Here is a 20,923-nt window from a genome sequence, read left to right as displayed (position 1 = left end):
GGGTGGCTAAATTTAAGCCAAGCTTGAAAAACTACAAGTGAAATTACTAAGTGAACCTTTTAAAAACGGCTGTGTCGTTATCAATTACAACAAAGTGTGATCTAGCAAAATCATTATAAAAAACCTAAAGGATTGGACCCATGTACTATTTAATCACGATCTTATTATTATTTCTGGCTGTTGTGATGGCTGTGAAAAGCCTTTCACGAAGGCGTCAACATGATAGTGCTTTAAAGCGCCGTGCAGTTTTAACCAGTCATGAGCAAATGACCTTAACCCGGCTACAAACAGTTTTTCCTAAATTTACCGTGTTGGCACATGTATCTTTTGATGCTCTTTTAACTACAAAATATGCGCATACTCGCCGTAAATATCAAAATATGGCAGCTGATTTTGTTGTACTTGACCAAAATTATCAGGTAGTCGTAATCGTTGTTCTAGGGGAAAATGGTTTACGCCGAGCGCATCAACAATATGAACGTCGTCTATTACAATTAGCTGGTTATCGTGTGCTGCATTATAGCGGTGTGCCTGATTATGATGATTTAAGAAGAGATTTATTAAGTCCTGAATCAGAACTGGCAACTTTGCATGCAACGCCACAGTTAGAAAGAATGTCAAATGCTTTTGTGAAGTCTTAAAAATGAGTCACTATAGCAATTGATAGGAGAATTCATTAAAGAAGATCTTAATAATATGTCGACATTAAAGATTTTAAAACCACTCAAAAAATGAGCAATATCGCAAAAAATATTGCTCATTTTTATTTAGATTTATATGTATAAAACTATGGAAGTACCGCAACAACCGTCATTTCTACAAGCACATCTGGCGCATAGAGCTTTGATTCTACGCAAGTGCGTGCGGGTGGATGTCCTTCACTAATCCATGCATCCCAAACGGCATTCATTGCTGCATAGTCTTTTTCGATATCTTTTAGAAAAATCATGACAGAAAGAATATGGGTTTTATCAGTTCCTGCTTCTGCCAATAGACGATCAATATTGTCTAAAGTTTGTTGAGTTTGTCCTGTAACATCTGCGCTTGTATCGTCTGCGAGTTGTCCAGCTAAGTGGACCAAATTACCTGAAATCGCGACTTCGCAGTAGCGTGAAGTAACGTGTAAACGCTTTACCGTCATAAAAAATGCTCTAGAGTGACTTTATTAATAGTTTTGATTTTATGAAGAGTTACTAGCTCGGTGCAAGCAAGTAAAAAGGAATTTCAGTAGATTATTGTGATGAGGGGATAGTTAAGCCATGTATCAGAAGAGCCCTGCAATATTCGGATTTGGTCGTCACGCCAATCACAGGACGATATGCCGAAAGTAAAGGTTGCTTTGGCATGTTGCAAATACATGGGTAATGAATGTGCGTGGATTAGGTTACTCTAAAGTTTGGGTAAAAGGGAGCCTATTTTGTTCAAAAGTTGCTCTTTCGGGTAAAAATTAATCAATTACCAAAGGTTAAGCTGGAAGTCATCGGCTTGGGTCTGTAATTGATAAACCCCTATACCAATCAAGCGAAATTGGAAATGTTCAGGTATTTGCATTTCATTTAATAATAAAAATAAAACTTGGATTAAGTCCTGTAGCGACTGGATCGGTCTTTTAAAGCTTTTACTATGTTGTAATGTCTGAAAATTCTTAAGTTTAAGCTTTATATTTACGCCACGTGCATTGAGTTGTTTTTTCTCTAGAGTTTGCCAGACTTTTTCAGCTAATCCCTGCCAATAGGGCTGGCATTGAGCCAAAGTAAAATCACTATCGAAGGTGGTCTCTTTGGAGATTTGTTGGCGAGCTCTTTCAGCTTGAACAGGCCTATGATCAATGCCTTGTGCATATAAATAAAGCTGTTGTCCGTATTTGCCAAAATGATGAACTAAAACGGCTTCTTCAATTTTCTGTAAATCACCTAAAGTATGTAACTGAAGCTGTTGTAATTTTTCCTGAGTGACTTTACCCACCCCAGGAATCTTTTTTAGTGGGAGGTCTTGAATAAAAGTAGCAACTTGCGAAGGTTTAATTACACATAAACCATTCGGTTTGTTCCAGTCGGAAGCAATTTTTGCCAAAAATTTATTTGGTGCTACACCAGCCGATGCAGTAAGTCCTGTTAATCTAAAAATATCTTCCCGAATGTGCATAGCCACTTCAGTTGCACTTGCCATCTGTTTTAGGTTTTCAGTGACATCTAGATAGGCCTCATCTAAAGATAACGGTTCAATAAGCAGCGTATATTGCTGAAAGATCGAGTGAATTTGCGCGGAAACTGTACGGTATTTTTCAAAATTTGGCTCAATAATAACGACCTGAGGGCATAGTTTCCTTGCCTGAGTCATCGACATGGCTGAACGTAAACCAAATTCGCGGGCAGGATAGGATGCAGCAGCAATCACAGCTCGGGGATGATGAGATGAGATAACAACGGGTAGATGCCTTAATTCAGGGCGTTCCCGTAATTCGACCGATGCATAAAAGGCATCCATATCGATATGAATGATTTTGCGCATATTATTGTGCTTTCACGATGCCTTGCTGCTGTAAAAATTGGTGCCATTCTTTGACTGAACCCTCATAAACATTGAGGTCTACTGGCTTTGTCATGCCTTCAATTTTACCCTGATTACTATGCTGCCAAAAGAGCCATTTTCTTTTGTCTTTCAGCTCAGGTTTACCTTCGTAATCTCTAACCCAAAGCGGTGTATTGGGAAAATTACCTATTAGCACAATGTGGTAAAAGGTTTTAGAAATATAAAAAATAGGCTGTTTGCCATAATGCTGTTTTAAGCGGTCATGCATAATGCCTATTTCTTTAAGTAATTGTTCTTTTGTATGCGCATTAATACAGTTGCCGTCATATTCCAGATCAATGACGGGAGGAAGAGCATCGGTTTTATTTGGAACTGTTGCAATAAAATTTTCGGCTTGTGTTTTACCATCACGACATAGGCGATAAAAATGATAGGCCCCAACATGGAACCCATGTTCGCGTGCTTTTAACCAGTTTTCTTGAAATTTTGGATCTTTATAATCCCCGCCTTCGGTTGCTTTTAAATAGACGAATTGGAATTTTTCAGGTGATATCTTTTTCCAGTTAATGTCACCCTGATGGTGAGAAACGTCAAAGCCCTGAACTGGATAATCTTGTGCAACGGCTTTTTGTTGATAGAACAAACCAAAATAAGCTAAGACTCCCATAACACAAGCCAAGCCAATTCCAATTAAGGCATTGTGCCGTGCTGTGAAAAAGGGTTTAGCCAGTTTGGTCATGCAAAACTCATTAAAAATATGAAGTAAACATCATAGCGTGATTTATGAAAGAGAAACTACGCTAAAAATGCAACCGCTTAAACAGACGTATCCTTTGGAATTTGCCAGAAAATAAATGCAGTAATGACATTGATACAACCGAGACAAATGAGGGTGACATGAAACGCTGTTGTCACATGGTCTGCACCATAATAATGGGTAAAGATATTAATAAGGGTGCCTGCTAGTGCCACACCAATACTCATTGAAAGCATCATAATCATCGATAAGAAACTATTACCGCTACTCGCATCTTGTTGAGGCAAATCTTTCAAGGTCAATGTGTTCATGCCAACAAATTGCAGGGAATTTAATGTGCCAAATAAGAAGAAGTGTAAGGCTCTAAACCAAGTTGGAGTATCGACTGTCATGATGGCAAAAGAGGCAATACATAATCCAACGAGTGTTGTATTGATGAGTAAAAAACGTCGATAGCCAATTTTTTGAATAATAGGTCTGACAATTGGCTTTGAAAATAATGAACCTAGGACCAATGGAATCATCATTAAACCTGCAATAAAGGGTTCAAAACCAAAAGCGACTTGTAACATGAGTGGTAAAACAAAAGGTAAGGCATTACCACCAAAGCGTGCAAAGAAATTCCCTAAAATACCAATCGCGTAAATCTTGTTTCTAAAGAGTCGGCTACGAAATAATGCATTTTGATGAGTATGTGAATGATAGGCATACCAAAGTGTTGCGATTATGCCGACTACTAATAGCGAAATGCTGAACCATTTTGAATATTCTGGCGAGGCTAAATGTTCGATACCCAAAGACCAGCCAATCATGGCCACTACTAATAAAATGAAGCCGCCCAAATCAAAGTTTTTGACTGAGGGTTCTTTTACATTTGGCATGACTTTTAACGTCATTAATATACCTAAGATACCCATGGGAATATTGATGAGGAAAATCCAGTGCCAAGTTGCAACTTCAACTAACCAGCCACCTAAAGTTGGACCAGCCAAAGGCCCGAGTAAACCTGCAAGACTCATTAAGCTCATTGCGGCTAAAAACTGAGTGCGTGGAATAATCTTTAAAAGTGATAGTCGGCCAACAGGAAGTAGTAAGGCTCCGCCTACGCCTTGGATGACTCGGAAAAATAAGAGTTCATTGAGGCTCTGAGAAAGACCACAACCTAAAGAGGCTAAAGTAAAAATAACGATTGCCGATAAGAAAATATTTCTAACACCAAAGCGGTCTGCTAACCATCCACTTAAAGGAATGCAGGCGGCTACTGATAAAACATAGGCCACCACTACGCTGTGCATGCGCAAAGGATCCTCATTGAGATGATGAGCCATTGCAGGAATAGCGGTATTTACAATCGTTGTGTCCAAGGCCTGCATAAAAAAGCCAATAGAAACCAAAAGAACGAGTAAGCGATATTCGGGTTGCAAGGCTTGGTGAGTCGGCGTGGCATTCATAACATTTAAAAATTAGCGTTTTGATCTAGTGTAAAACAAATTGAATTTAAAAGAAGTAAGTCAATGTTGAATACCCCTTTACTAAATCTAAGCTCTTTTGGAAGCACCGGTGAAAATAGTTAAAACAAAAAAAGCGGCAGAACCGCTTTTTTATGGAAATAGATAGACTACTAGACAACAAATCTTTTCGGCATTTTTAAATTTTTAATGACGTTATAAATTTGATCGACGTCATCACATACAATTAATTTAGCTCGATGCTGAAGGGGAAGAAAACCTTCTTGAACTGCATGGTCTAGCTGGGCAATCAATGCATTATAAAAGCCATTTACGTTATACAAAATCATGGGTTTTTGATGTTGGTTAAGTTGGCCCCACGTGGCTATTTCCAATATTTCTTCGAACGTTCCTAAACCGCCGGGTAATGCAATAAATGCACTTGCACGCTCTGCCATCATGGCCTTACGTTCATGCATGGTTTCTACGACATGTAATTCAGTTAGTGCTGCATGTGCGACTTCATAATCAAGCATAAATTCAGGGATCACACCGACAGCCTCTCCGCCGTTTGCGAGAACGCTATCTGCGACTTGTCCCATTAAACCGATACTGGCACCGCCATAGACTAAACCAAAGCCTTGTTCAGCAATTCCGTGAGCAAGTTCAATTGCTTTTTCTCGATAGATTGGGTTATTTCCTGCACGTGAACCACAATATAATGCAATAAGAGGTTGTTTTGTTTTTACAGCTGTTATTGGTAAATCATTTACTGCCATTGTTAATACGCTATTCATTGCTTTATTTTCACCTTATCACGTTCATATTTCTTGTCTACACTAAGCAAAAGATATGACAACTTTATAAGCAGATTTATAAGAAAGATTCATGTTTTGTATGGGTTTGGTGAATGCTAGTTATGTACAAATAAAAATGATGAATTTATGTTAAATCTTGCCTATACTAAAAAATCGTTTAACAACATATGAACAAATATGGGTAGTGGTTGTAGTCGCTCCGTTTTAATTTCTTGTCCTAAAAAAACATTTTCCGCACTTTGTGTAGGCACGCCTGTTGTGTTGCCAAATAAAGATAAAATTCAAACGACACAGGAGCAGGATCAATGATCTTTGAATGGATGTCTGATCCCTCTGCTTGGGTGGGTTTAGCAACTTTAATCGTTCTTGAAATTGTATTGGGGATCGATAACCTCGTTTTTATCGCGATTTTGGCCGAAAAATTGCCGCCAGAGCAACGAGCTAAAGCACGTATAATTGGTTTAATACTTGCCTTGGGAATGCGCCTTGTACTCTTAGCCTCGATTGCTTGGGTCGTGACGCTGACTGAACCACTCTTCCATATTTTTGATCATCCTTTCTCTGGTCGTGATTTGATTTTGTTATTCGGTGGTGTGTTCTTACTCTTTAAGGGCACCATGGAATTGCATGAACGAATGGAAGGAAAACAGCTTCATAAAGAAGACAATCCTGTTCATGCTGCGTTCTGGATGGTCATTGTTCAGATTGTCGTGCTTGATGCGGTATTCTCATTAGACAGTGTGATTACAGCTGTAGGTATGGTGAAAGAGCTGTCGATCATGATGGTTGCGGTTGTGATTGCTGTCGGAATCATGTTGTGGGCATCTAAACCACTCATGGACTTTGTTAATAAACATCCAACAGTCGTTATTCTGTGTCTTGGCTTCTTGATGATGATCGGTTTTTCTTTGGTCGTGGAAGGTTTTGGTTTCCATATTCCGAAGGGCTACTTATATGCTGCAATTGGTTTCTCGGTTTTGGTAGAAATTATCAATCAAAGCATGCGCCGCAATCAGGAAAAGATGGTTACAACCACAGATTTACGTTATCGCACGGCTTCTGCAGTTTTACGTATGTTAGGCAGTAAAAATAGTGGTTCTAGTTCAGATGCCCAATCAGCTGATAAAGAAGACGTACTGGCTACACAAGCGTTTGCAGATGAAGTTTTTGACGAAGAAAACGGCGCTTATCACAGTGTGCTTGTACAAGGTGTACTTGGCTTATCAGAGCGCCCAGTAAAGTCTGTTATGACTCCACGTCCTGAATTAGAGTGGATTGACTTAGACGATGAACCTGAAGTTTTAAAAGAACGTTTAATGTCAATGACTCACTCTCGTTTGATCGTTGCACGTGGTGAGCTCGATAATATTGAAGGTATTGCGCTTACGCATAAAGTTTTAAATAACTTTATTGAAACAGGCGTGATTGATTTCCAAAAGCATTTACGTGAACCTGTGATTGTGCATGAAAATGCTCAAGTACTTATGGTTATGGAACAATTACGTCAAGCTCCTTTACAAATGGCCATCGTATTAAATGAATATGGTTCTATCGAAGGTATCGCAACGCCAATTGATATCTTAGAAGCAATTGCGGGTGAATTCCCGGATGAAGATGAATTAGATGCTGCTGCCGAAAGTTTGGCAGATGGTTCATTAATGCTTGAAGGTTCAACTGACATTCGTCACGTATCACTTTTATTAGGTCGTGATCTCGTTGATGAAAGCGAGCAGTATTCAACTTTATCGGGTTACTTGTTATTCCATTTAGGTCGTTTACCAGAAAATGGTGAAGCTGTTGAGGCGGACGGTTACCGCTTTGAAGTGATTACGATGGAAGGTCATAAAATCGAGAAAGTTCATATTGTTTCTATTGAGCAAGATGAACCAAAAGATTAAATAAAGTTTTAAGTCTAGAAACATCATAAAATAGCTCAACTTTGAGCTATTTTTTATTTGAGAAGCACCAAATGACCCAACAAAATTGTCCATGTGGAAAAGGCAGCTATATAGAATGCTGTGAGCCTTTACATTTAGGTGCAGCAAAAGCACTAACAGCAGAGCAGCTTATGCGTTCACGTTATAGCGCTTTTGCATTACAGCAAATCGATTATATTGTGCAAACCACTGCTTTAGGTCAGCAAACAGCTCTTGATAAAGAGGCAATTGCTGAGTGGAGTAAACAAAATCAGTGGTTGGGTTTAGAGGTGGTTAACGCCAATGAAAAATTAGATAAAACCCATGCACAGGTTGAGTTCAAGGCTCATTATCATGATAGACAAAAAGCCCAAATTCACCATGAGGTTTCACATTTTGTATTTCATCAACAACAATGGTTTTTCCTCGATCCAACGGTCGATATGCGTGTTACGATGAAGCAACCTTGTATATGCGGTTCTGGAAAAAAATTTAAGCAATGCTGTGCACAATACCTATAACTTTATCTTAAAATACGCCCACTGTTTGGCCTGAGGGAAAGGGCGATGTTACTCACCGTTATTTATATTATTGCGATTACTGCGGAAGCGATGACAGGCGCATTGTCTGCTGGGCGACGGAGTATGGACTGGTTCGGTGTCGTACTGATTGCCTGTGTAACTGCGTTAGGTGGTGGTTCGGTACGTGATGTATTGCTTGGTCACTATCCTTTAACTTGGGTAAAACATCCTGAATATTTGGTTCTGACCTGCTGTGCTGCATTTGTCACAATCATTATTGCTAAATGGATGCGTCATTTACATAACATCTTTTTGGTACTCGACGCTTTAGGCCTAATTGGGTTTACGATCATTGGTTGCCAGATTGCCCTACAAATGGGACATGGTTTTGTCGTGTCGGCAGTAGCAGGGGTGTTGACTGGAGTATCTGGCGGTATTTTACGTGATATTTTATGTAACGATGTCCCATTCGTTTTCCGCCGCGAACTCTATGCGAGTATCTCTTTTGTGGCAGTCATCTGTTACTGGGTTTGTCAGGACTTAGGATTCAGCCTAGAGTTAACCGTTATTTCAACCTTAATTTTCGGCTTTACTTTGCGTCTAATTGCGATTTATTTTGGTTTAGAAATGCCTAAATTTATTTATAAAGATGATGATGCAGAATCGGCTTCTTCAACCGACGAACATTAATCATGCAGAATTCGATGTGAGCATGCTATAACAATAAAATATATTGTCTTGCTCACTTATTTTTTCCAGTAGAGTTTTTCCTATGGATCTGGTTTCACGTATACAAAATCTTCCAATTGGCAAATTCCACTACACACTATTGTGGGTGGTTGGTTTAGGTTGGATGTTTGATGCGATGGACACAGGGATCATTGCTTTTATCATGACAACGCTTGTTAAGGACTGGGCATTAACACCAGCCGAAAGCGGTTGGATTGTGAGTATCGGTTTTGTAGGAATGGCTATTGGAGCTGTTTGTTCGGGAGCTTTAGCAGACCGCTTTGGCCGAAAGACAATATTTGCAGTGACCATGGCGATCTATAGTATAGCAACGGCCTTATGTGCATTTGCTCCAGATCTAAAGTGGTTATTAATTTTTCGTTTTATTGTTGGTCTTGGACTTGGTGGACAATTACCGGTTGCAGTGACATTGGTGAGTGAATATATCCCTGCTCATGTTCGTGGCCGTTTTATTGTACTACTCGAAAGTTTTTGGGGTTTAGGCTGGTTAGTTGCTGCACTCATTTCTTATTTTATTATTCCTAAATTTGGTTGGCATATCGCCTTTCTTATGGGTGGCCTTCCACTGATTTATATTTTAGTCATTTGGAAAAAACTCCCTGAATCGATACCGTACCTGATTAACCGTGGACGTGTTGAAGAAGCACACGCATTAGTTCAAAAATTAGAAGCTCAAGCAGGTGTACAAATTGTTCATCACATTGAAGTTGTGCCTGTTGCCATGCGACAAAAAGTCTCTTTTAAACAACTTTGGAGTGGTCAATTTGCTCGCCGTAGTTTAATGCTCTGGCTCATCTGGTTTGGAATTGTGTATTCCTACTATGGCATCTTTACGTGGCTACCAAGTTTATTGGTAAAACAGGGCTATGACATCGTTAAATCTTTTGAATATGTTTTGTTGATGATTTTGGCACAGCTACCCGGCTACTTAGCAGCGGCATGGTTTGTAGAGCGATTGGGTAGAAAAATTACACTTGCTGCATTTATCGGATTTTGTGCGTTGTCTGCATATTTCTTTGGACAAGCCGACAGTGTGAATAGCATTATGTTTTGGGGCTGTCTCATGTCCTTCTTTAATCTGGGTGCATGGGGTGTGTTATATACCTATACACCAGAGCAATATCCGGCCAATATTCGGGCTTTTGGTTCGGGGTGGGCATCTGCAATGGGCCGTCTAGGCGGAATTTTGGCGCCGATCGTCGTCACTCATATGATGGTTTCCAAAAATGGCTTTAGCCATGTTTTTATGATGTTCACTATTGTTTTACTCTTGGTTGCAGCTGTAATTTTAATATTAGGTGAAGAAACTCAAGGTAAAAGACTAGAGTCGATCGGTCTCTAGTTTTGCCTAACTTTATAGCAAGTAACTAAAAATATAGAGAGATGAGACATAATTTGACGCTCAGGTGACAGAGTCCCTCTTGTGTCTGTAACATAGCCCACTTAGCATAAGACTCACTTAAAATAACGACTGATTTGGAAGATAAGCTGACTATGACCAGCCTTGCGCATCAAGCGACAGAAAACCGCTCTGTAGCCGAATTTACTGAACAGGCTTACCTGAATTATGCCATGTACGTCATCATGGACCGTGCATTGCCACATATCAGTGATGGCTTAAAACCTGTACAGCGCCGTATTGTCTATGCCATGAGCGAGTTGGGCTTAAAAAGCAGTGGTAAGCCAAAAAAATCGGCACGTACTGTGGGTGACGTACTCGGTAAATACCATCCACATGGCGACTCGGCATGTTATGAAGCCATGGTGTTAATGGCTCAGCCATTTAGTTATCGCTATCCTTTAATCGAAGGTCAAGGGAACTGGGGCTCACCAGATGACCCTAAATCGTTTGCTGCGATGCGTTACACCGAGGCAAAACTTTCTGCCTACAGTGAGTTATTACTAAGTGAGTTAGGACAAGGCACGAGTGAGTGGCAAGATAACTTTGATGGTTCTTTAAAAGAACCGATTACGTTGCCAGCACGAGTCCCTAATATTCTGCTGAATGGTACAACCGGTATTGCGGTTGGTATGGCGACCGATATTCCGCCACATAATTTGCGTGAAGTGATTAAAGGAACAATTGCTTTAATTCGTAATCCGCAAACATCAGATGAAAAATTGGCTGAATATATTCCAGCGCCAGATTTACCCACCAAAGCTGAAATTATTACGCCGCCAGAAGAATTACTCAAAATCCAGATGACTGGACGTGGTAGTTACCGCATGCGAGCGGTTTATACCATCGAAAAAAATGAAATTGTGATTACCGAATTGCCGTATCAAGTATCGGGTTCTAAGGTGATTACTCAAATTGCCGACCAAATGCAGGCCAAAAAACTGCCATTAGTCGTTGATATTCGTGACGAGTCGGATCATGAAAATCCAACACGACTCGTGATTGTACTGCGTTCTAACCGTATTGATGCAGAAGCGGTGATGAGCCACTTATTTGCGACTACCGATTTAGAATCGAGCTACCGTGTTAATTTAAACATGATTGGTGAGGATGGCCGTCCTCAAGTTAAATCGATTCGTCGTATCTTGCTTGAATGGATTGAGATCCGTAAAAAAACGGTAACTCGCCGCTTAGAATATCATTTAAACCGAATTGAAAAGCGCCTGCATATCTTGGCAGGTCTTTTAATTGCTTATCTTGATATTGATACAGTCATTCGTATTATTCGTGAAGAAGATCAGCCTAAACCTGTCTTGATGGAAAATTTCAAAATTGATGAGATACAAGCAGAAGCAATTTTAGAACTCAAGTTGCGTCATTTGGCAAAACTTGAAGAGATGGAAATCCGTCATGAGCAAGATGAACTTGCTGCAAAAGCTGCCATTATCCGTGAACAATTAGAAAATCCAGAATCTTTAAAGAGTCTGATTATTGGTGAATTAAAAGAAGACGCGAAAAAGTTTGGTGATGAACGCCGTTCTCCAATTGTCGCGCGTGCTGAAGCTGTTCAAATTAGAGAACAGGATTTAATGCCAGCTGAAGCAGTAACAGTGGTTTTATCTGAGGCGGGATGGATTCGTGCTGCAAAAGGTGCGGATGTTGATGCAGAGAATTTAAACTATCGCGCTGGCGACCAATATTTAAGTCATGCGGTAGGTAAAACCAACCAACGAATTTATTTCCTTGATGAGACGGGGCGTAGTTATGCCTTACCTATTAGCAGCTTGCCATCAGCAAGGGGGTTAGGTGAACCACTAAGTTCGAAATTGGCACCTGCAAGTGGAGTCGCGTTTATTCAGGTCTACTTAGATGATGAAGACTCAGAACTTATTGCTGCCAGCTCATCAGGCTATGGTTTTAAAACTCAAGTTAAACAGCTAGATACTAATGCCAAGGCCGGAAAAAGTTTCTTATCGGTACCTGAAAAATCAAAAGCTCTACCATTAATCTCTGCCCAAAATATGACACATTTGGCTGTACTCAGCTCAGCAGGTCGACTCCTGATTATTGATTTGTCAGAACTGCCAAATTTAAATAAGGGTAAAGGTAATAAGTTGATACAACTTGAAGCGAAAGAGCAGATTTTATCCATGACAACCCTGAATTTAGATGAAATAATTCAGGTGGTTGCAGGTCAACAACATCTAAAATTAAAAGGTGATGATCTACAAAAATACATGGGTAAACGAGCTTCAAAAGGTCATCTCTTACCACGTGGATATCAAAAAGCAAATAAACTGTTGATTCAGAGATAAAGCTAGCGTCGGGCAACATAAATACGCTATATATGGCAACATGTTCAAGCAATGAACTGAACTTGTTGGTATTGGATAACGATTAAAAGGACAGCAATTTGGAGTACGTAATTTGTACTCCATACAAAAAATTTGACAGAGTCAAATTGTCAAAACTTCTGTCTCATAATCTTGTTCGAAAGTGTCATGAATGTGCCAATAAGTTTTAAATATGTTCTGGCACCAAGAAGCTAAAGAATAGCTGGGGCATTGAATAACAGTTATTACTAAGGATTACGAATCGGAGATAATGGCATTATGGAAAAGATTTGGTTTGCAGAATACCAAAAAACAGGGATTCCAGAAACAGTAGCATTGCCTGCGGAAAATACTTCTCTTGTTGATATTTTTGAGAGTAATTTCCAAAAATTTGGTTCTCGTGATGCCTTTATCTTCATGGATAAGGCAATGTCATTTAACGAGTTAGAACTTGCAAGCCGTAAGTTCGCGACCTATTTGCAAAATTTGGGGTTAGCAAAGGGAACTCGTGTGGCAGTAATGATGCCGAACGTATTGCAATATCCTGTAGTTGCATTAGCTGTGTTACGTGCAGGCTTAGTGTTGGTGAATGTAAACCCGCTTTATACTGCGCGTGAGCTTGAGCATCAATTAAATGACTCGGGTGCAGAAGTACTCGTGATTATTGAAAACTTTGCCAGTGTTTACCAAAGTATTTTAGGTAAAACTCCTGTGAAGCATGTTGTAGTTGCGACAGTAGGGGATATGCTTGGTACACTTAAAGGCACATTGGTAAATTTTGTATTACGTAAAGTACGTAAGCAAATTCCTGCTTGGAATATTCCTGGGCACGTTAAATTTAATACAGCATTAAATAAAGAAAGTCCGAGTAATTATAAGCGTCCGAACTTAACTTTAAGCGATACTGCAGTACTTCAATATACGGGTGGTACAACGGGTGTTTCAAAAGGTGCTGAGCTGACTCACCGCAATTTGGTTGCCAACCTTTTACAGTGTGACGGTATTTTCCAAAGTAAATTTGGTGCAAATGATGGGGCTAAAGGCGACCGTATCGTTTGTGCATTACCGCTTTATCATATTTTTGCGTTCATGGTTTGCGCGATGTACGGTATGTATAAAGGCCAAGCAAATATTTTGATTCCGAACCCACGTGATTTACCTGCTGTAATTAATGAATTACGTAAATATCAGCCATCATTCTTCCCCGCAGTAAATACATTATTTAATGCGTTAGTGAATAATGAAGAGTTCAAACAACTTGATCATAGCAATTTAAAAATGGCGATGGGCGGTGGTATGGCAGTATTACCTTCTACAGCAGAAGCTTGGAAGAAAATTACAGGCACAACCATTATTGAAGGTTATGGCTTATCTGAGACTTCTCCGGTAGCGACTGCAAATCCTCCTGCATCTACTGAATTTAGCGGCACAATTGGTATTCCATTACCTTTAACAGAAGTTGCTATTTTAGATGATGACGGTAAAGAAGTTGCTTTAGGTGAGCAAGGTGAAATCTCAATTCGCGGTCCTCAAGTCATGAAAGGCTATTGGAACCGTCCTGATGAGACAGCTAAGGTCATGACAGCGGATGGCTTCTTCCGTACGGGCGATATCGGTGTTATGGATAGCCGTGGTTATACAAAAATTGTAGACCGTAAAAAAGATATGATTTTGGTTTCTGGCTTTAACGTTTATCCAAGCGAAATCGAAGAAGTGATTGCTAAACATCCAAAAGTATTGGAAGTTGCTGCAATTGGTGTTCCAGATGAAAAATCAGGTGAAGTGCCAAAACTCTTTATCGTGAAAAAAGATCAAAGCTTAACGACTGAAGAAATTTTGAACTTTGCTAAAGAGAACTTAACAGGTTATAAACGCCCTCGTTATGTTGAGTTTATGGATGAGTTACCTAAATCAAACGTAGGTAAAATCTTACGTAAAGACTTACGTAAACCAGCTTAAAAAGTTAATGAAAAAGCGCCTTAGGGCGCTTTTTTTGTTTTTATATTTTGTGACTTTTCATAAACCAGCGGTCTATATAGGGACGGCCAATTCCTACCATTCCAACAAAAACAAGCATTGTGCCAAGTTGTAAGCGTAGATGAGTTAAATCAAGTTGACCATAACTTAAATAATTATCAACAAGGCAATATAGGGCAATCACAATTAACCAATGCCGTAAAGGAAGCCTTTTAACACCGACCGCAATAAAGGTAATTGTTAAAATGACAAAGGTGCCTAGTGTCGATTGCCAATTCAGATTTGCACAAATCACACTCAATAAAAAAGCGACAATCGGGAGTACGATTTTTAATACACGATCCACCTGAAGTTGATTCTGTTTTTGCTTATCTAAGACTTCAAACAATTCTTTTTGATCAGGTTGTTGCATATATGGCCCTATTAATCAGTGATGACAAGTGATTGCATAAAATTTCAGGTAAAAACGCAATGTTATGATAGCATGATCAACAGTATTTTCAGTGATGGATGGCACTATGCAGGGCATCAGCGGCATTATCTATATTATTTTAGTGGCATGTTTGCTGCCATACGCATTTACCGTAATTGCAAAATTTACGGGCGGTTTTCAGCCTAGTGACAATCAAAACCCGAGAGCCTTTCTTGCTAAAACAACAGGTCTTGCTGCTCGCGCTAATGCCGTACAACAAAATAGTTTTGAAAGCCTGCCGTTATTCTTAACAGCTGTTTTAATGGCTGAATATATGGTTGTTCCGGAATATTTCATTCTAAGATTAGGTTGGGCTTATATTATTTTAAGAGTTATTTATGGCATCTGCTATTTAAGTAACTGGGCAACTCTACGTTCGATTGTCTGGTTCTTATCTATATTGTGTCCAATCTTCTTATTAGTGGTCACGATAAAACTGACTTGAGTGTCATTCTGTCACCATTCATATCAACTTTCGCGTGTGCCCATTGTATAATCGGCATCATTTTGATGATATCCACGCTATAATCGAGTGGATTTTACATCTGACTTCATAACGAAAGAGTATTGATATGAGTTACAGCAATATCCCAGCAGGTAAAGATGCACCAAATGACATCTATGTCATCATTGAAATTCCTGCAAATGCAGCACCAATTAAATATGAAATCGACAAAGATTCTGATGCATTGTTTGTAGACCGTTTTATGGGTACAGCAATGTTCTACCCAGCGAACTATGGTTATGTTCCAAATACTTTGTCTGAAGATGGCGACCCGTTAGACGTACTTGTTGTAACTCCACATCCTGTTGCTGCTGGTTCTGTAATTCGTTGCCGTCCAGTGGGTAAATTAAACATGGAAGATGACGGTGGTATTGATGCGAAATTAATCGCTGTTCCACACGAAAAATTATCTCCACTTTACAAAGACGTGAAAGAATATACAGATCTTCCTCCGTTATTGATTAGCCAAGTTGAGCATTTCTTCAGTCACTATAAAGATTTAGAGCCTGGTAAATGGGTAAAAATCAGTGGTTGGGAAGGTGCTGATGTTGCTAAAGCAGAAGTATTAAAAGCAATTGAAGCTGCTAAATAAGCTTTAATTTATAAGCTCAGAATTTCTCAGTTGATATTCTGAGCTTGATAAAAAACCTACATCTGTTGCCAGACGTAGGTTTTTTTATGTTTGATAGATGTGTGAATTAGAATAATTTCACAGGAATATCAAGGAATAAACGCCATTCGTTCGTATCGCCGATGTAAGCATTGGTTTGATAAGCATCACTTGCACGATAGTAAGAGTTACGAATACGAAGGCTTGCATCTTTAGCAAAGCCACTTTGAACTGTATATTTTACTTGGTTAAAGAATTCACGTTCTTCAGCATCATCCGTTAAACCTTTAACTTTGATGTCCCAACCATATACAAATGCAGTGGTCCAGTTTAGACCTGGCAATACACCTAACTTACCGAAATCAAGACTGTACTGAATTTGCGCAGATTTTTCATCGTTACCGATGAAGTCAGACAGGTAAGAGTTTGGCAAATAAATACTTTGGCCACCGTCAGCATTTTCCCCATAGTCATAACCGACATTACCACTGTTTTGTTGGTAAGCAACCATGATGTTATGTGGACCAGTATTATAGGCTGTAGAGATTGCCCAGATATTATTCTTACGATTAGATAGGTCATCAGTAGTTTGTGAATAAGTAGAAGCACCTTCATCGAACTTAGTATGATAACCACTGAAATCGTAAGTTAATGAGCTGTCATTAGCAAGAGGTTGCTTGTAGTTCACATTGACATAATGACGTTCAAGTTTATCTTTACTATCTAGGCCATAGTAAGATGCATTTAAATTATCATCAAACTTGTATTTAGCACCCCAAACAATTGCACGGTCAAGACGACGGCCATCTGTGTTCACTTGATCAGAATATTGGTTTTTAGTGAATTTACCAGCAATCACTTCTAAATCTTTAATTTCATGGCTGGTTAACAATGTACCTGTGAAATATTCAGGTACTAAACGAGCTGTATTACTTGCAAGAACAGGTAGGTCGAGTACTTGAGTACCATAACGTACAGTTGTATTCGAGAAACGTGCTTTTACGTTACCACCACCACGAGCCCAGTGATCATAAGTATCACCAGAGTTTTCTTTACCGTTCAATGTTTCGCGTGGAATCATGTTATTACCAGCGTTATTATTGTCGCCGATTTTAAATGAACCATCACCAACAACACCAACACCGAAACCAACAATACCAGGGGTAAAGCCAGAATCAATATTTACAATTGCTGTTTGAGCAAATGAACTGGTGTCATCTACGCCATTTTTTTTGTCACGGCTGATGTAACCTGTACGGAAGAGAATAGAACCGTTCGCATCTTCAACAAATCCTTTTGCCTCACTTTGCTCGCTTGCCTGAGCTGAGGAAATTATTGCCGCAGAAATGAGAACTGCTAATGTAAGTTTTTGTGCTTTTAGCATATTTAAAGAACCTCATAAAAACGATAAATCCTGTGCCTTGTTATTGTTCAGGGCCTAGGATTTCCATCAATTGTATAAGTAATCTATAAAAAAGATATATTTTTGTTCATTTTATTTTATATATGCTATGCAGGATTTAATTAATGTGTTAGGGGTTGCCTAGTGGTTTTATAGCCAGATTTTTATGCTTAATATATTGTTTAAAATAAAAAAAGTAATTTATTTTTTAGTGGATTTTTACCATTTATTTTTTATTAATAGACCAAAAAAAAGTTGATTTTTGTGATCATTTTTTGCGCTTTTTTGTTGGATATGTTTACTTTTTAATCTTCTCTTAAGCAGCTTTTTACAGCAATTTATTTTAAAGCACAGCTAAATTGTTACTTTATAACATTATTTAAAAATAAAAGTGTATGAAAATAGATCACTAGAGTAGGCCGACAGAATATCGTTGGGTTGGTCATATTTAGTGCGCTAGATTGCTTGGATTTTGTGCATTATTATTTTTTCTCAAAATATTGTTTAAAAAAGACCCAATATGGTTCATTGTTTTAAATTAGAAAATAAATAAAAAAATCTAACGAGTAGAAATGCTCACTCACAGACCATATAAGCACTGTCTTTAAAAATTTACGGAGTTTTTATAGCTCGGCTCTAGGTTTAAATAGAGAATTTACATCTATCAAATAAATATTCCTTATCTCGGTAATGAGTTTCCGATAAGGGGTTTTCTTATATTTATTATTTTTAATACCACAAGAATTTTATTTTTAATTTATTGTTTTTTATTAATATATTTTAATGAAAAATAAGCGGAAATTTAATTGTAGAATAAATCTGATCTCAAAATTAATGAAGTGCATCGTTAGCAAATATGGAATTGGCACAGCAATTGCTAAAGCTTAACCAACACAATTTGTTAATTCATATAAATCGTGCATTCATTGTGGGGGAGATCAAAATGATGAAATTTGCACTTAAGGCCGTGAGTCTTAGTATTTTTGCAGCAAGTTCAACCATGGCTATGGCTGAAGATGCACCATCTTTTTATGGAATCACGGCAACGGGTAGTGTGGCAGCAACCACAGACTATCGCTTTCGTGGTGTGACACAATCATCAAATAACCCAGCCATTCAAGGTGGTTTTACTTTTTCTCATAAGTCAGGTGCTTATGTTGCGCTTTGGGGTTCAAGCGTTGACTTTAATACACCGGGTGTTTCAACTGAAACTGATATTTCTTTAGGTTATACCAACACCTTAAAATTGTCAGACACACTTGCGCCAACTTATGATGTTGGTGTGATCCGTTATGGTTACATTGGCTCTGACTCAAAATTTACTAACCCATACAATGGTGATACTGGTTTTGACTTTACCGAGTTTTATGGAAAATTAACGTTTGCAGACTCTTTATTTAAAGGTGATGCACTGAGTGTCGGTGTGAACTATTCTAACGATTACTGGGGCCACTCTGATGAGTTCTGGTATTTTAACGTTGGGTACTCAGCACCAATTGCAGACACAGGATTTACTGGACTTGCTTCAGTGGGTTATAACAAACTCAAAAACAAAGACTCTTTACTTGTCGTTGCGGGCGGACCAGGTGAAGACGATAGCTATATCGATTATAAAGTGGGCGTAAACTATAACATTTTGGGTATTGTTGCTGAGCTAGATGTAGTTGGTACAGATATTAGTACTTCTGGTATGACTGATGCTCAGAAAAAACCTTATGACACAGGTTTAGTATTTAGTTTGACTAAAACATTCTAAGTTTTGAGTTATAAAAAGCGGGTAAATAAACCCGCTTTTTTATTAGTTTTCTATTTCAGAAATTAGCTGTTTTAATTGGCTAAGCTCAATATCCGAGGCTTTGGACAGAGGCTTGCGTGGTGCCCCCGCAGCGATACCTTTTAGTTGTAAACCTGCTTTAATCGTTTTGGGTAAACCACCAGTTACAATAAAGCGTAGTAAAGGAAGCTGCTGATAAAATGACTTCTGGGCTTGTTCTAATTCTCCATTTTTTACATATTCAATAAGCTGTTGAGGTCGTTTACCTAACAGGTTTGGTGCAGCCGTACACCAACCACTTGCCCCAGCACATAGAGCTTCTAAAGCTAAAGGATTACAGCCGTTATAAAAAGGAAGTTCTCCTTTTGATAATTCATAAATTTTATGCATACGCTGAATATCGCCGCTACTTTCTTTCACCATCGTAATATTTGCAATGTTATTAAACATACGCACAATTAGCTCTGGTGACATATCAACACCACTCGTTGCAGGGTTGTTATAAATCATAATTGGTAAAGTCGTTGCTTGGGCAATCGCTTGGTAATATTCAAAAATTTCTTGATCTGTTAGCTTCCAATAAGATACAGGAATCACCATAAGTGCATCTGCACCATAGCTTTGCGCGATTTGCGCCTTTTTGATGGCTTGATCTGTCGTGAGTTCTGAAATCCCAATAATGACAGGTAGGTGTTTATTAATGCTTTCAATTGAAGTCTTAGCGACTAAACACCATTCATCCCATTCAAGATAAGCGCTTTCGCCAGTACTGCCTAGAGGCGCAATTGCATCGCAACCGTTTTCAATAAGCAAATCCAGCATTTGCTTTAGAACAGGAAGGTTAATGGTGTTGTCATCAGAAAATGGGGTAACCGGGTAGCCAATAATGCCGTTTAGTTTCATGGTCGAAGTCTCTTTTTAAATACAGTCAGAATGTTTTTTCAAAGCTTTACGTGCGTAGTAAGCAAAGTTCACTTTGTTACGTTTATCGGTAGATACCCAGTCATGAGCTTCTATTGCTAAATCGTGTGGGATCGGCTGAATTTGCCCAGCAGACATGGCTAGTAGTTGCAGTTGAGCTGCGCGTTCAATTAAAAGAGCCAAGTTGCATGCTTCTTCAATAGTTTTTCCTGTGACCAGTTGACCATGGTGAGATAACAAAACAGCACGGTTTTTACCTAGAGCAGAAGAAATTAAAATGCCTTCTTCGTTACCTACAGGAACACCTGGCCAATGGCCTACAAAAGAGCAATCTTCATAGAGTGCACAAACATCCATTTGGGAAATCATGAGCGGAATCTGAAGCATGGAAAGAGCCGCTATATGAGTCGGATGCGTATGGATAATGCAGTTCACCTCTGGGTGTTCTTTATAAATCCATGTATGAAAACGATTGGCTGGGTTTGCCATACCTTCTTGATTGATGGGTTCTAAGTCTTGATTCACCTCAAGCAAGTTTGAGGCAGTAATTTCATCAAAACCTAAACCAAAACGTTGGGTAATAAAGGATTCTTTATTTTCACTACGGCAAGTAATTTGGCCTGCTAAACCAGCATCATGGCCATGATCAAATAAAATACGACAAGTGAGAGCAAGCTTTTGGCGGTCAGTTAAATCTGAGTCGCTAATCCACTTTTGCATGTCTTGTTGTGCGTATTGCATCAGATCTTGTTTGTTTACAGAAGCTGTCTTCATCTCTTCTCCAGTCC

The 20,923-nt window shown here is 38.9% G+C and carries 20 protein-coding genes; 11 read left to right on the top strand and 9 right to left on the bottom strand.

Features of this window, described 5'->3' with window-relative positions:
- Positions 1 to 140 precede the first annotated feature (140 nt).
- Complete coding sequence (locus POD11_RS16480; protein WP_262457980.1) at positions 141 to 641, top strand: DUF2726 domain-containing protein; 501 nt, start codon at positions 141 to 143, stop codon at positions 639 to 641.
- A gap of 146 nt (positions 642 to 787) precedes the next feature.
- Here the strand turns inward: POD11_RS16480 and POD11_RS16475 are convergent, their stop codons facing one another.
- A complete protein-coding gene (locus tag POD11_RS16475) occupies positions 788 to 1,141 on the bottom strand; it encodes a RidA family protein (protein ID WP_005065666.1) in 354 nt (117 codons plus the stop codon).
- A 193-nt stretch (positions 1,142 to 1,334) separates the two neighbouring features.
- Here POD11_RS16475 and POD11_RS16470 point away from each other — a divergent pair, with 193 nt between their 5' ends.
- On the top strand, positions 1,335 to 1,451 hold the full coding sequence (locus tag POD11_RS16470; RefSeq protein WP_262457978.1) for a hypothetical protein: 117 nt from the start codon (positions 1,335 to 1,337) through the stop codon (positions 1,449 to 1,451).
- A 4-nt stretch (positions 1,452 to 1,455) separates the two neighbouring features.
- Here POD11_RS16470 and dinB read toward each other — a convergent pair whose 3' ends face one another.
- From dinB to POD11_RS16450, 4 genes are all read right to left on the bottom strand, one after another.
- Positions 1,456 to 2,511, bottom strand: coding sequence for a DNA polymerase IV (gene dinB / locus POD11_RS16465; RefSeq protein ID WP_262457976.1), 1,056 nt, complete (start codon positions 2,509 to 2,511; stop codon positions 1,456 to 1,458).
- 1 nt (position 2,512) lies between these two features.
- Positions 2,513 to 3,271, bottom strand: a complete 759-nt coding sequence (locus POD11_RS16460) for a glycoside hydrolase family 25 protein (protein ID WP_016142478.1) — start codon at positions 3,269 to 3,271, stop codon at positions 2,513 to 2,515.
- Positions 3,272 to 3,348: 77 nt separating this feature from the next.
- Entirely contained in the window at positions 3,349 to 4,740 is a 1,392-nt protein-coding gene (mdtD, locus tag POD11_RS16455; protein WP_224993577.1) for a multidrug transporter subunit MdtD, read from the bottom strand.
- A gap of 170 nt (positions 4,741 to 4,910) precedes the next feature.
- Positions 4,911 to 5,534 carry a TIGR00730 family Rossman fold protein gene (locus POD11_RS16450; RefSeq protein ID WP_262457973.1) on the bottom strand — a complete coding sequence of 208 codons (624 nt, stop codon included), beginning with the start codon at positions 5,532 to 5,534 and terminating at the stop codon, positions 4,911 to 4,913.
- Between the two features lie 326 nt (positions 5,535 to 5,860).
- Between POD11_RS16450 and POD11_RS16445 the strand changes: the two genes are divergently transcribed.
- The 6 genes from POD11_RS16445 to POD11_RS16420 all read left to right on the top strand — a co-directional run bounded on the left by POD11_RS16445 (position 5,861) and on the right by POD11_RS16420 (position 14,433).
- Positions 5,861 to 7,453 (top strand): TerC family protein, encoded by a 1,593-nt coding sequence (locus POD11_RS16445; protein ID WP_239968101.1) that lies wholly within the window; start codon positions 5,861 to 5,863, stop codon positions 7,451 to 7,453.
- 71 nt (positions 7,454 to 7,524) lie between these two features.
- The gene (locus POD11_RS16440; RefSeq protein WP_262457970.1) at positions 7,525 to 7,992 is read left to right on the top strand and encodes a YchJ family protein; all 468 of its coding nucleotides are present in this window, start codon (positions 7,525 to 7,527) and stop codon (positions 7,990 to 7,992) included.
- Positions 7,993 to 8,037: 45 nt separating this feature from the next.
- The gene (locus tag POD11_RS16435; protein ID WP_069037023.1) at positions 8,038 to 8,682 is read left to right on the top strand and encodes a trimeric intracellular cation channel family protein; all 645 of its coding nucleotides are present in this window, start codon (positions 8,038 to 8,040) and stop codon (positions 8,680 to 8,682) included.
- Between the two features lie 82 nt (positions 8,683 to 8,764).
- Positions 8,765 to 10,084 carry a niacin transporter NiaP gene (niaP, locus tag POD11_RS16430; RefSeq protein ID WP_002121171.1) on the top strand — a complete coding sequence of 440 codons (1,320 nt, stop codon included), beginning with the start codon at positions 8,765 to 8,767 and terminating at the stop codon, positions 10,082 to 10,084.
- 152 nt (positions 10,085 to 10,236) lie between these two features.
- Positions 10,237 to 12,456 carry a DNA topoisomerase IV subunit A gene (gene parC, locus POD11_RS16425; protein WP_262457967.1) on the top strand — a complete coding sequence of 740 codons (2,220 nt, stop codon included), beginning with the start codon at positions 10,237 to 10,239 and terminating at the stop codon, positions 12,454 to 12,456.
- Between the two features lie 297 nt (positions 12,457 to 12,753).
- Positions 12,754 to 14,433, top strand: a complete 1,680-nt coding sequence (locus tag POD11_RS16420; protein WP_016142472.1) for a long-chain-fatty-acid--CoA ligase — start codon at positions 12,754 to 12,756, stop codon at positions 14,431 to 14,433.
- Positions 14,434 to 14,473: 40 nt separating this feature from the next.
- Here the strand turns inward: POD11_RS16420 and POD11_RS16415 are convergent, their stop codons facing one another.
- Positions 14,474 to 14,863, bottom strand: coding sequence for a hypothetical protein (locus tag POD11_RS16415; RefSeq protein ID WP_262457965.1), 390 nt, complete (start codon positions 14,861 to 14,863; stop codon positions 14,474 to 14,476).
- A gap of 106 nt (positions 14,864 to 14,969) precedes the next feature.
- On the opposite strand from POD11_RS16415, the gene POD11_RS16410 reads away from it, so the two are divergent.
- A complete protein-coding gene (locus tag POD11_RS16410) occupies positions 14,970 to 15,368 on the top strand; it encodes an MAPEG family protein (RefSeq protein ID WP_239968109.1) in 399 nt (132 codons plus the stop codon).
- 127 nt (positions 15,369 to 15,495) lie between these two features.
- A complete protein-coding gene (ppa, locus tag POD11_RS16405) occupies positions 15,496 to 16,020 on the top strand; it encodes an inorganic diphosphatase (RefSeq protein WP_002121243.1) in 525 nt (174 codons plus the stop codon).
- A 106-nt stretch (positions 16,021 to 16,126) separates the two neighbouring features.
- Here ppa and POD11_RS16400 read toward each other — a convergent pair whose 3' ends face one another.
- Positions 16,127 to 17,422: an OprD family porin gene (locus tag POD11_RS16400; protein ID WP_262457963.1), complete on the bottom strand. Its 1,296-nt coding sequence runs from the start codon at positions 17,420 to 17,422 to the stop codon at positions 16,127 to 16,129.
- Between the two features lie 961 nt (positions 17,423 to 18,383).
- On the opposite strand from POD11_RS16400, the gene POD11_RS16395 reads away from it, so the two are divergent.
- On the top strand, positions 18,384 to 19,196 hold the full coding sequence (locus tag POD11_RS16395) for a TorF family putative porin (protein WP_224993565.1): 813 nt from the start codon (positions 18,384 to 18,386) through the stop codon (positions 19,194 to 19,196).
- A gap of 42 nt (positions 19,197 to 19,238) precedes the next feature.
- On the opposite strand, the gene POD11_RS16390 is transcribed toward POD11_RS16395, so the two are convergent.
- Together POD11_RS16390 and POD11_RS16385 are read right to left on the bottom strand one after the other, a co-directional pair.
- A complete protein-coding gene (locus POD11_RS16390; RefSeq protein ID WP_262457961.1) occupies positions 19,239 to 20,117 on the bottom strand; it encodes a dihydrodipicolinate synthase family protein in 879 nt (292 codons plus the stop codon).
- A 15-nt stretch (positions 20,118 to 20,132) separates the two neighbouring features.
- Positions 20,133 to 20,909, bottom strand: coding sequence for an aldolase (locus POD11_RS16385; RefSeq protein ID WP_016142466.1), 777 nt, complete (start codon positions 20,907 to 20,909; stop codon positions 20,133 to 20,135).
- Positions 20,910 to 20,923: the final 14 nt, after the last annotated feature.

Origin of the sequence: Acinetobacter sp. P1(2023) (assembly GCF_028367635.1) — a bacterium.
GTDB lineage: Bacteria > Pseudomonadota > Gammaproteobacteria > Pseudomonadales > Moraxellaceae > Acinetobacter > Acinetobacter pittii_E.
Note: the sequence above shows the minus strand (reverse complement) of the source record. Positions and strands in the feature narration are given on the sequence as shown.

Excerpts from the sequence above, each read along its gene's own strand:
- POD11_RS16435 (WP_069037023.1), top strand. The coding sequence starts at position 8,038 with ATGTTACTCACCGTTATTTATATTATTGCGATTACTGCGGAAGCGATG.
- POD11_RS16400 (WP_262457963.1), bottom strand. The coding sequence starts at position 17,422 with ATGCTAAAAGCACAAAAACTTACATTAGCAGTTCTCATTTCTGCGGCA.
- POD11_RS16450 (WP_262457973.1), bottom strand. The coding sequence starts at position 5,534 with ATGAATAGCGTATTAACAATGGCAGTAAATGATTTACCAATAACAGCT.
- niaP (WP_002121171.1), top strand. The coding sequence starts at position 8,765 with ATGGATCTGGTTTCACGTATACAAAATCTTCCAATTGGCAAATTCCAC.
- dinB (WP_262457976.1), bottom strand. The coding sequence starts at position 2,511 with ATGCGCAAAATCATTCATATCGATATGGATGCCTTTTATGCATCGGTC.
- POD11_RS16420 (WP_016142472.1), top strand. The coding sequence starts at position 12,754 with ATGGAAAAGATTTGGTTTGCAGAATACCAAAAAACAGGGATTCCAGAA.
- POD11_RS16445 (WP_239968101.1), top strand. The coding sequence starts at position 5,861 with ATGATCTTTGAATGGATGTCTGATCCCTCTGCTTGGGTGGGTTTAGCA.
- POD11_RS16460 (WP_016142478.1), bottom strand. The coding sequence starts at position 3,271 with ATGACCAAACTGGCTAAACCCTTTTTCACAGCACGGCACAATGCCTTA.
- POD11_RS16480 (WP_262457980.1), top strand. The coding sequence starts at position 141 with ATGTACTATTTAATCACGATCTTATTATTATTTCTGGCTGTTGTGATG.
- POD11_RS16475 (WP_005065666.1), bottom strand. The coding sequence starts at position 1,141 with ATGACGGTAAAGCGTTTACACGTTACTTCACGCTACTGCGAAGTCGCG.
- POD11_RS16390 (WP_262457961.1), bottom strand. The coding sequence starts at position 20,117 with ATGAAACTAAACGGCATTATTGGCTACCCGGTTACCCCATTTTCTGAT.
- POD11_RS16415 (WP_262457965.1), bottom strand. The coding sequence starts at position 14,863 with ATGCAACAACCTGATCAAAAAGAATTGTTTGAAGTCTTAGATAAGCAA.
- parC (WP_262457967.1), top strand. The coding sequence starts at position 10,237 with ATGACCAGCCTTGCGCATCAAGCGACAGAAAACCGCTCTGTAGCCGAA.
- POD11_RS16395 (WP_224993565.1), top strand. The coding sequence starts at position 18,384 with ATGATGAAATTTGCACTTAAGGCCGTGAGTCTTAGTATTTTTGCAGCA.
- mdtD (WP_224993577.1), bottom strand. The coding sequence starts at position 4,740 with ATGAATGCCACGCCGACTCACCAAGCCTTGCAACCCGAATATCGCTTA.
- ppa (WP_002121243.1), top strand. The coding sequence starts at position 15,496 with ATGAGTTACAGCAATATCCCAGCAGGTAAAGATGCACCAAATGACATC.
- POD11_RS16440 (WP_262457970.1), top strand. The coding sequence starts at position 7,525 with ATGACCCAACAAAATTGTCCATGTGGAAAAGGCAGCTATATAGAATGC.
- POD11_RS16410 (WP_239968109.1), top strand. The coding sequence starts at position 14,970 with ATGCAGGGCATCAGCGGCATTATCTATATTATTTTAGTGGCATGTTTG.
- POD11_RS16385 (WP_016142466.1), bottom strand. The coding sequence starts at position 20,909 with ATGAAGACAGCTTCTGTAAACAAACAAGATCTGATGCAATACGCACAA.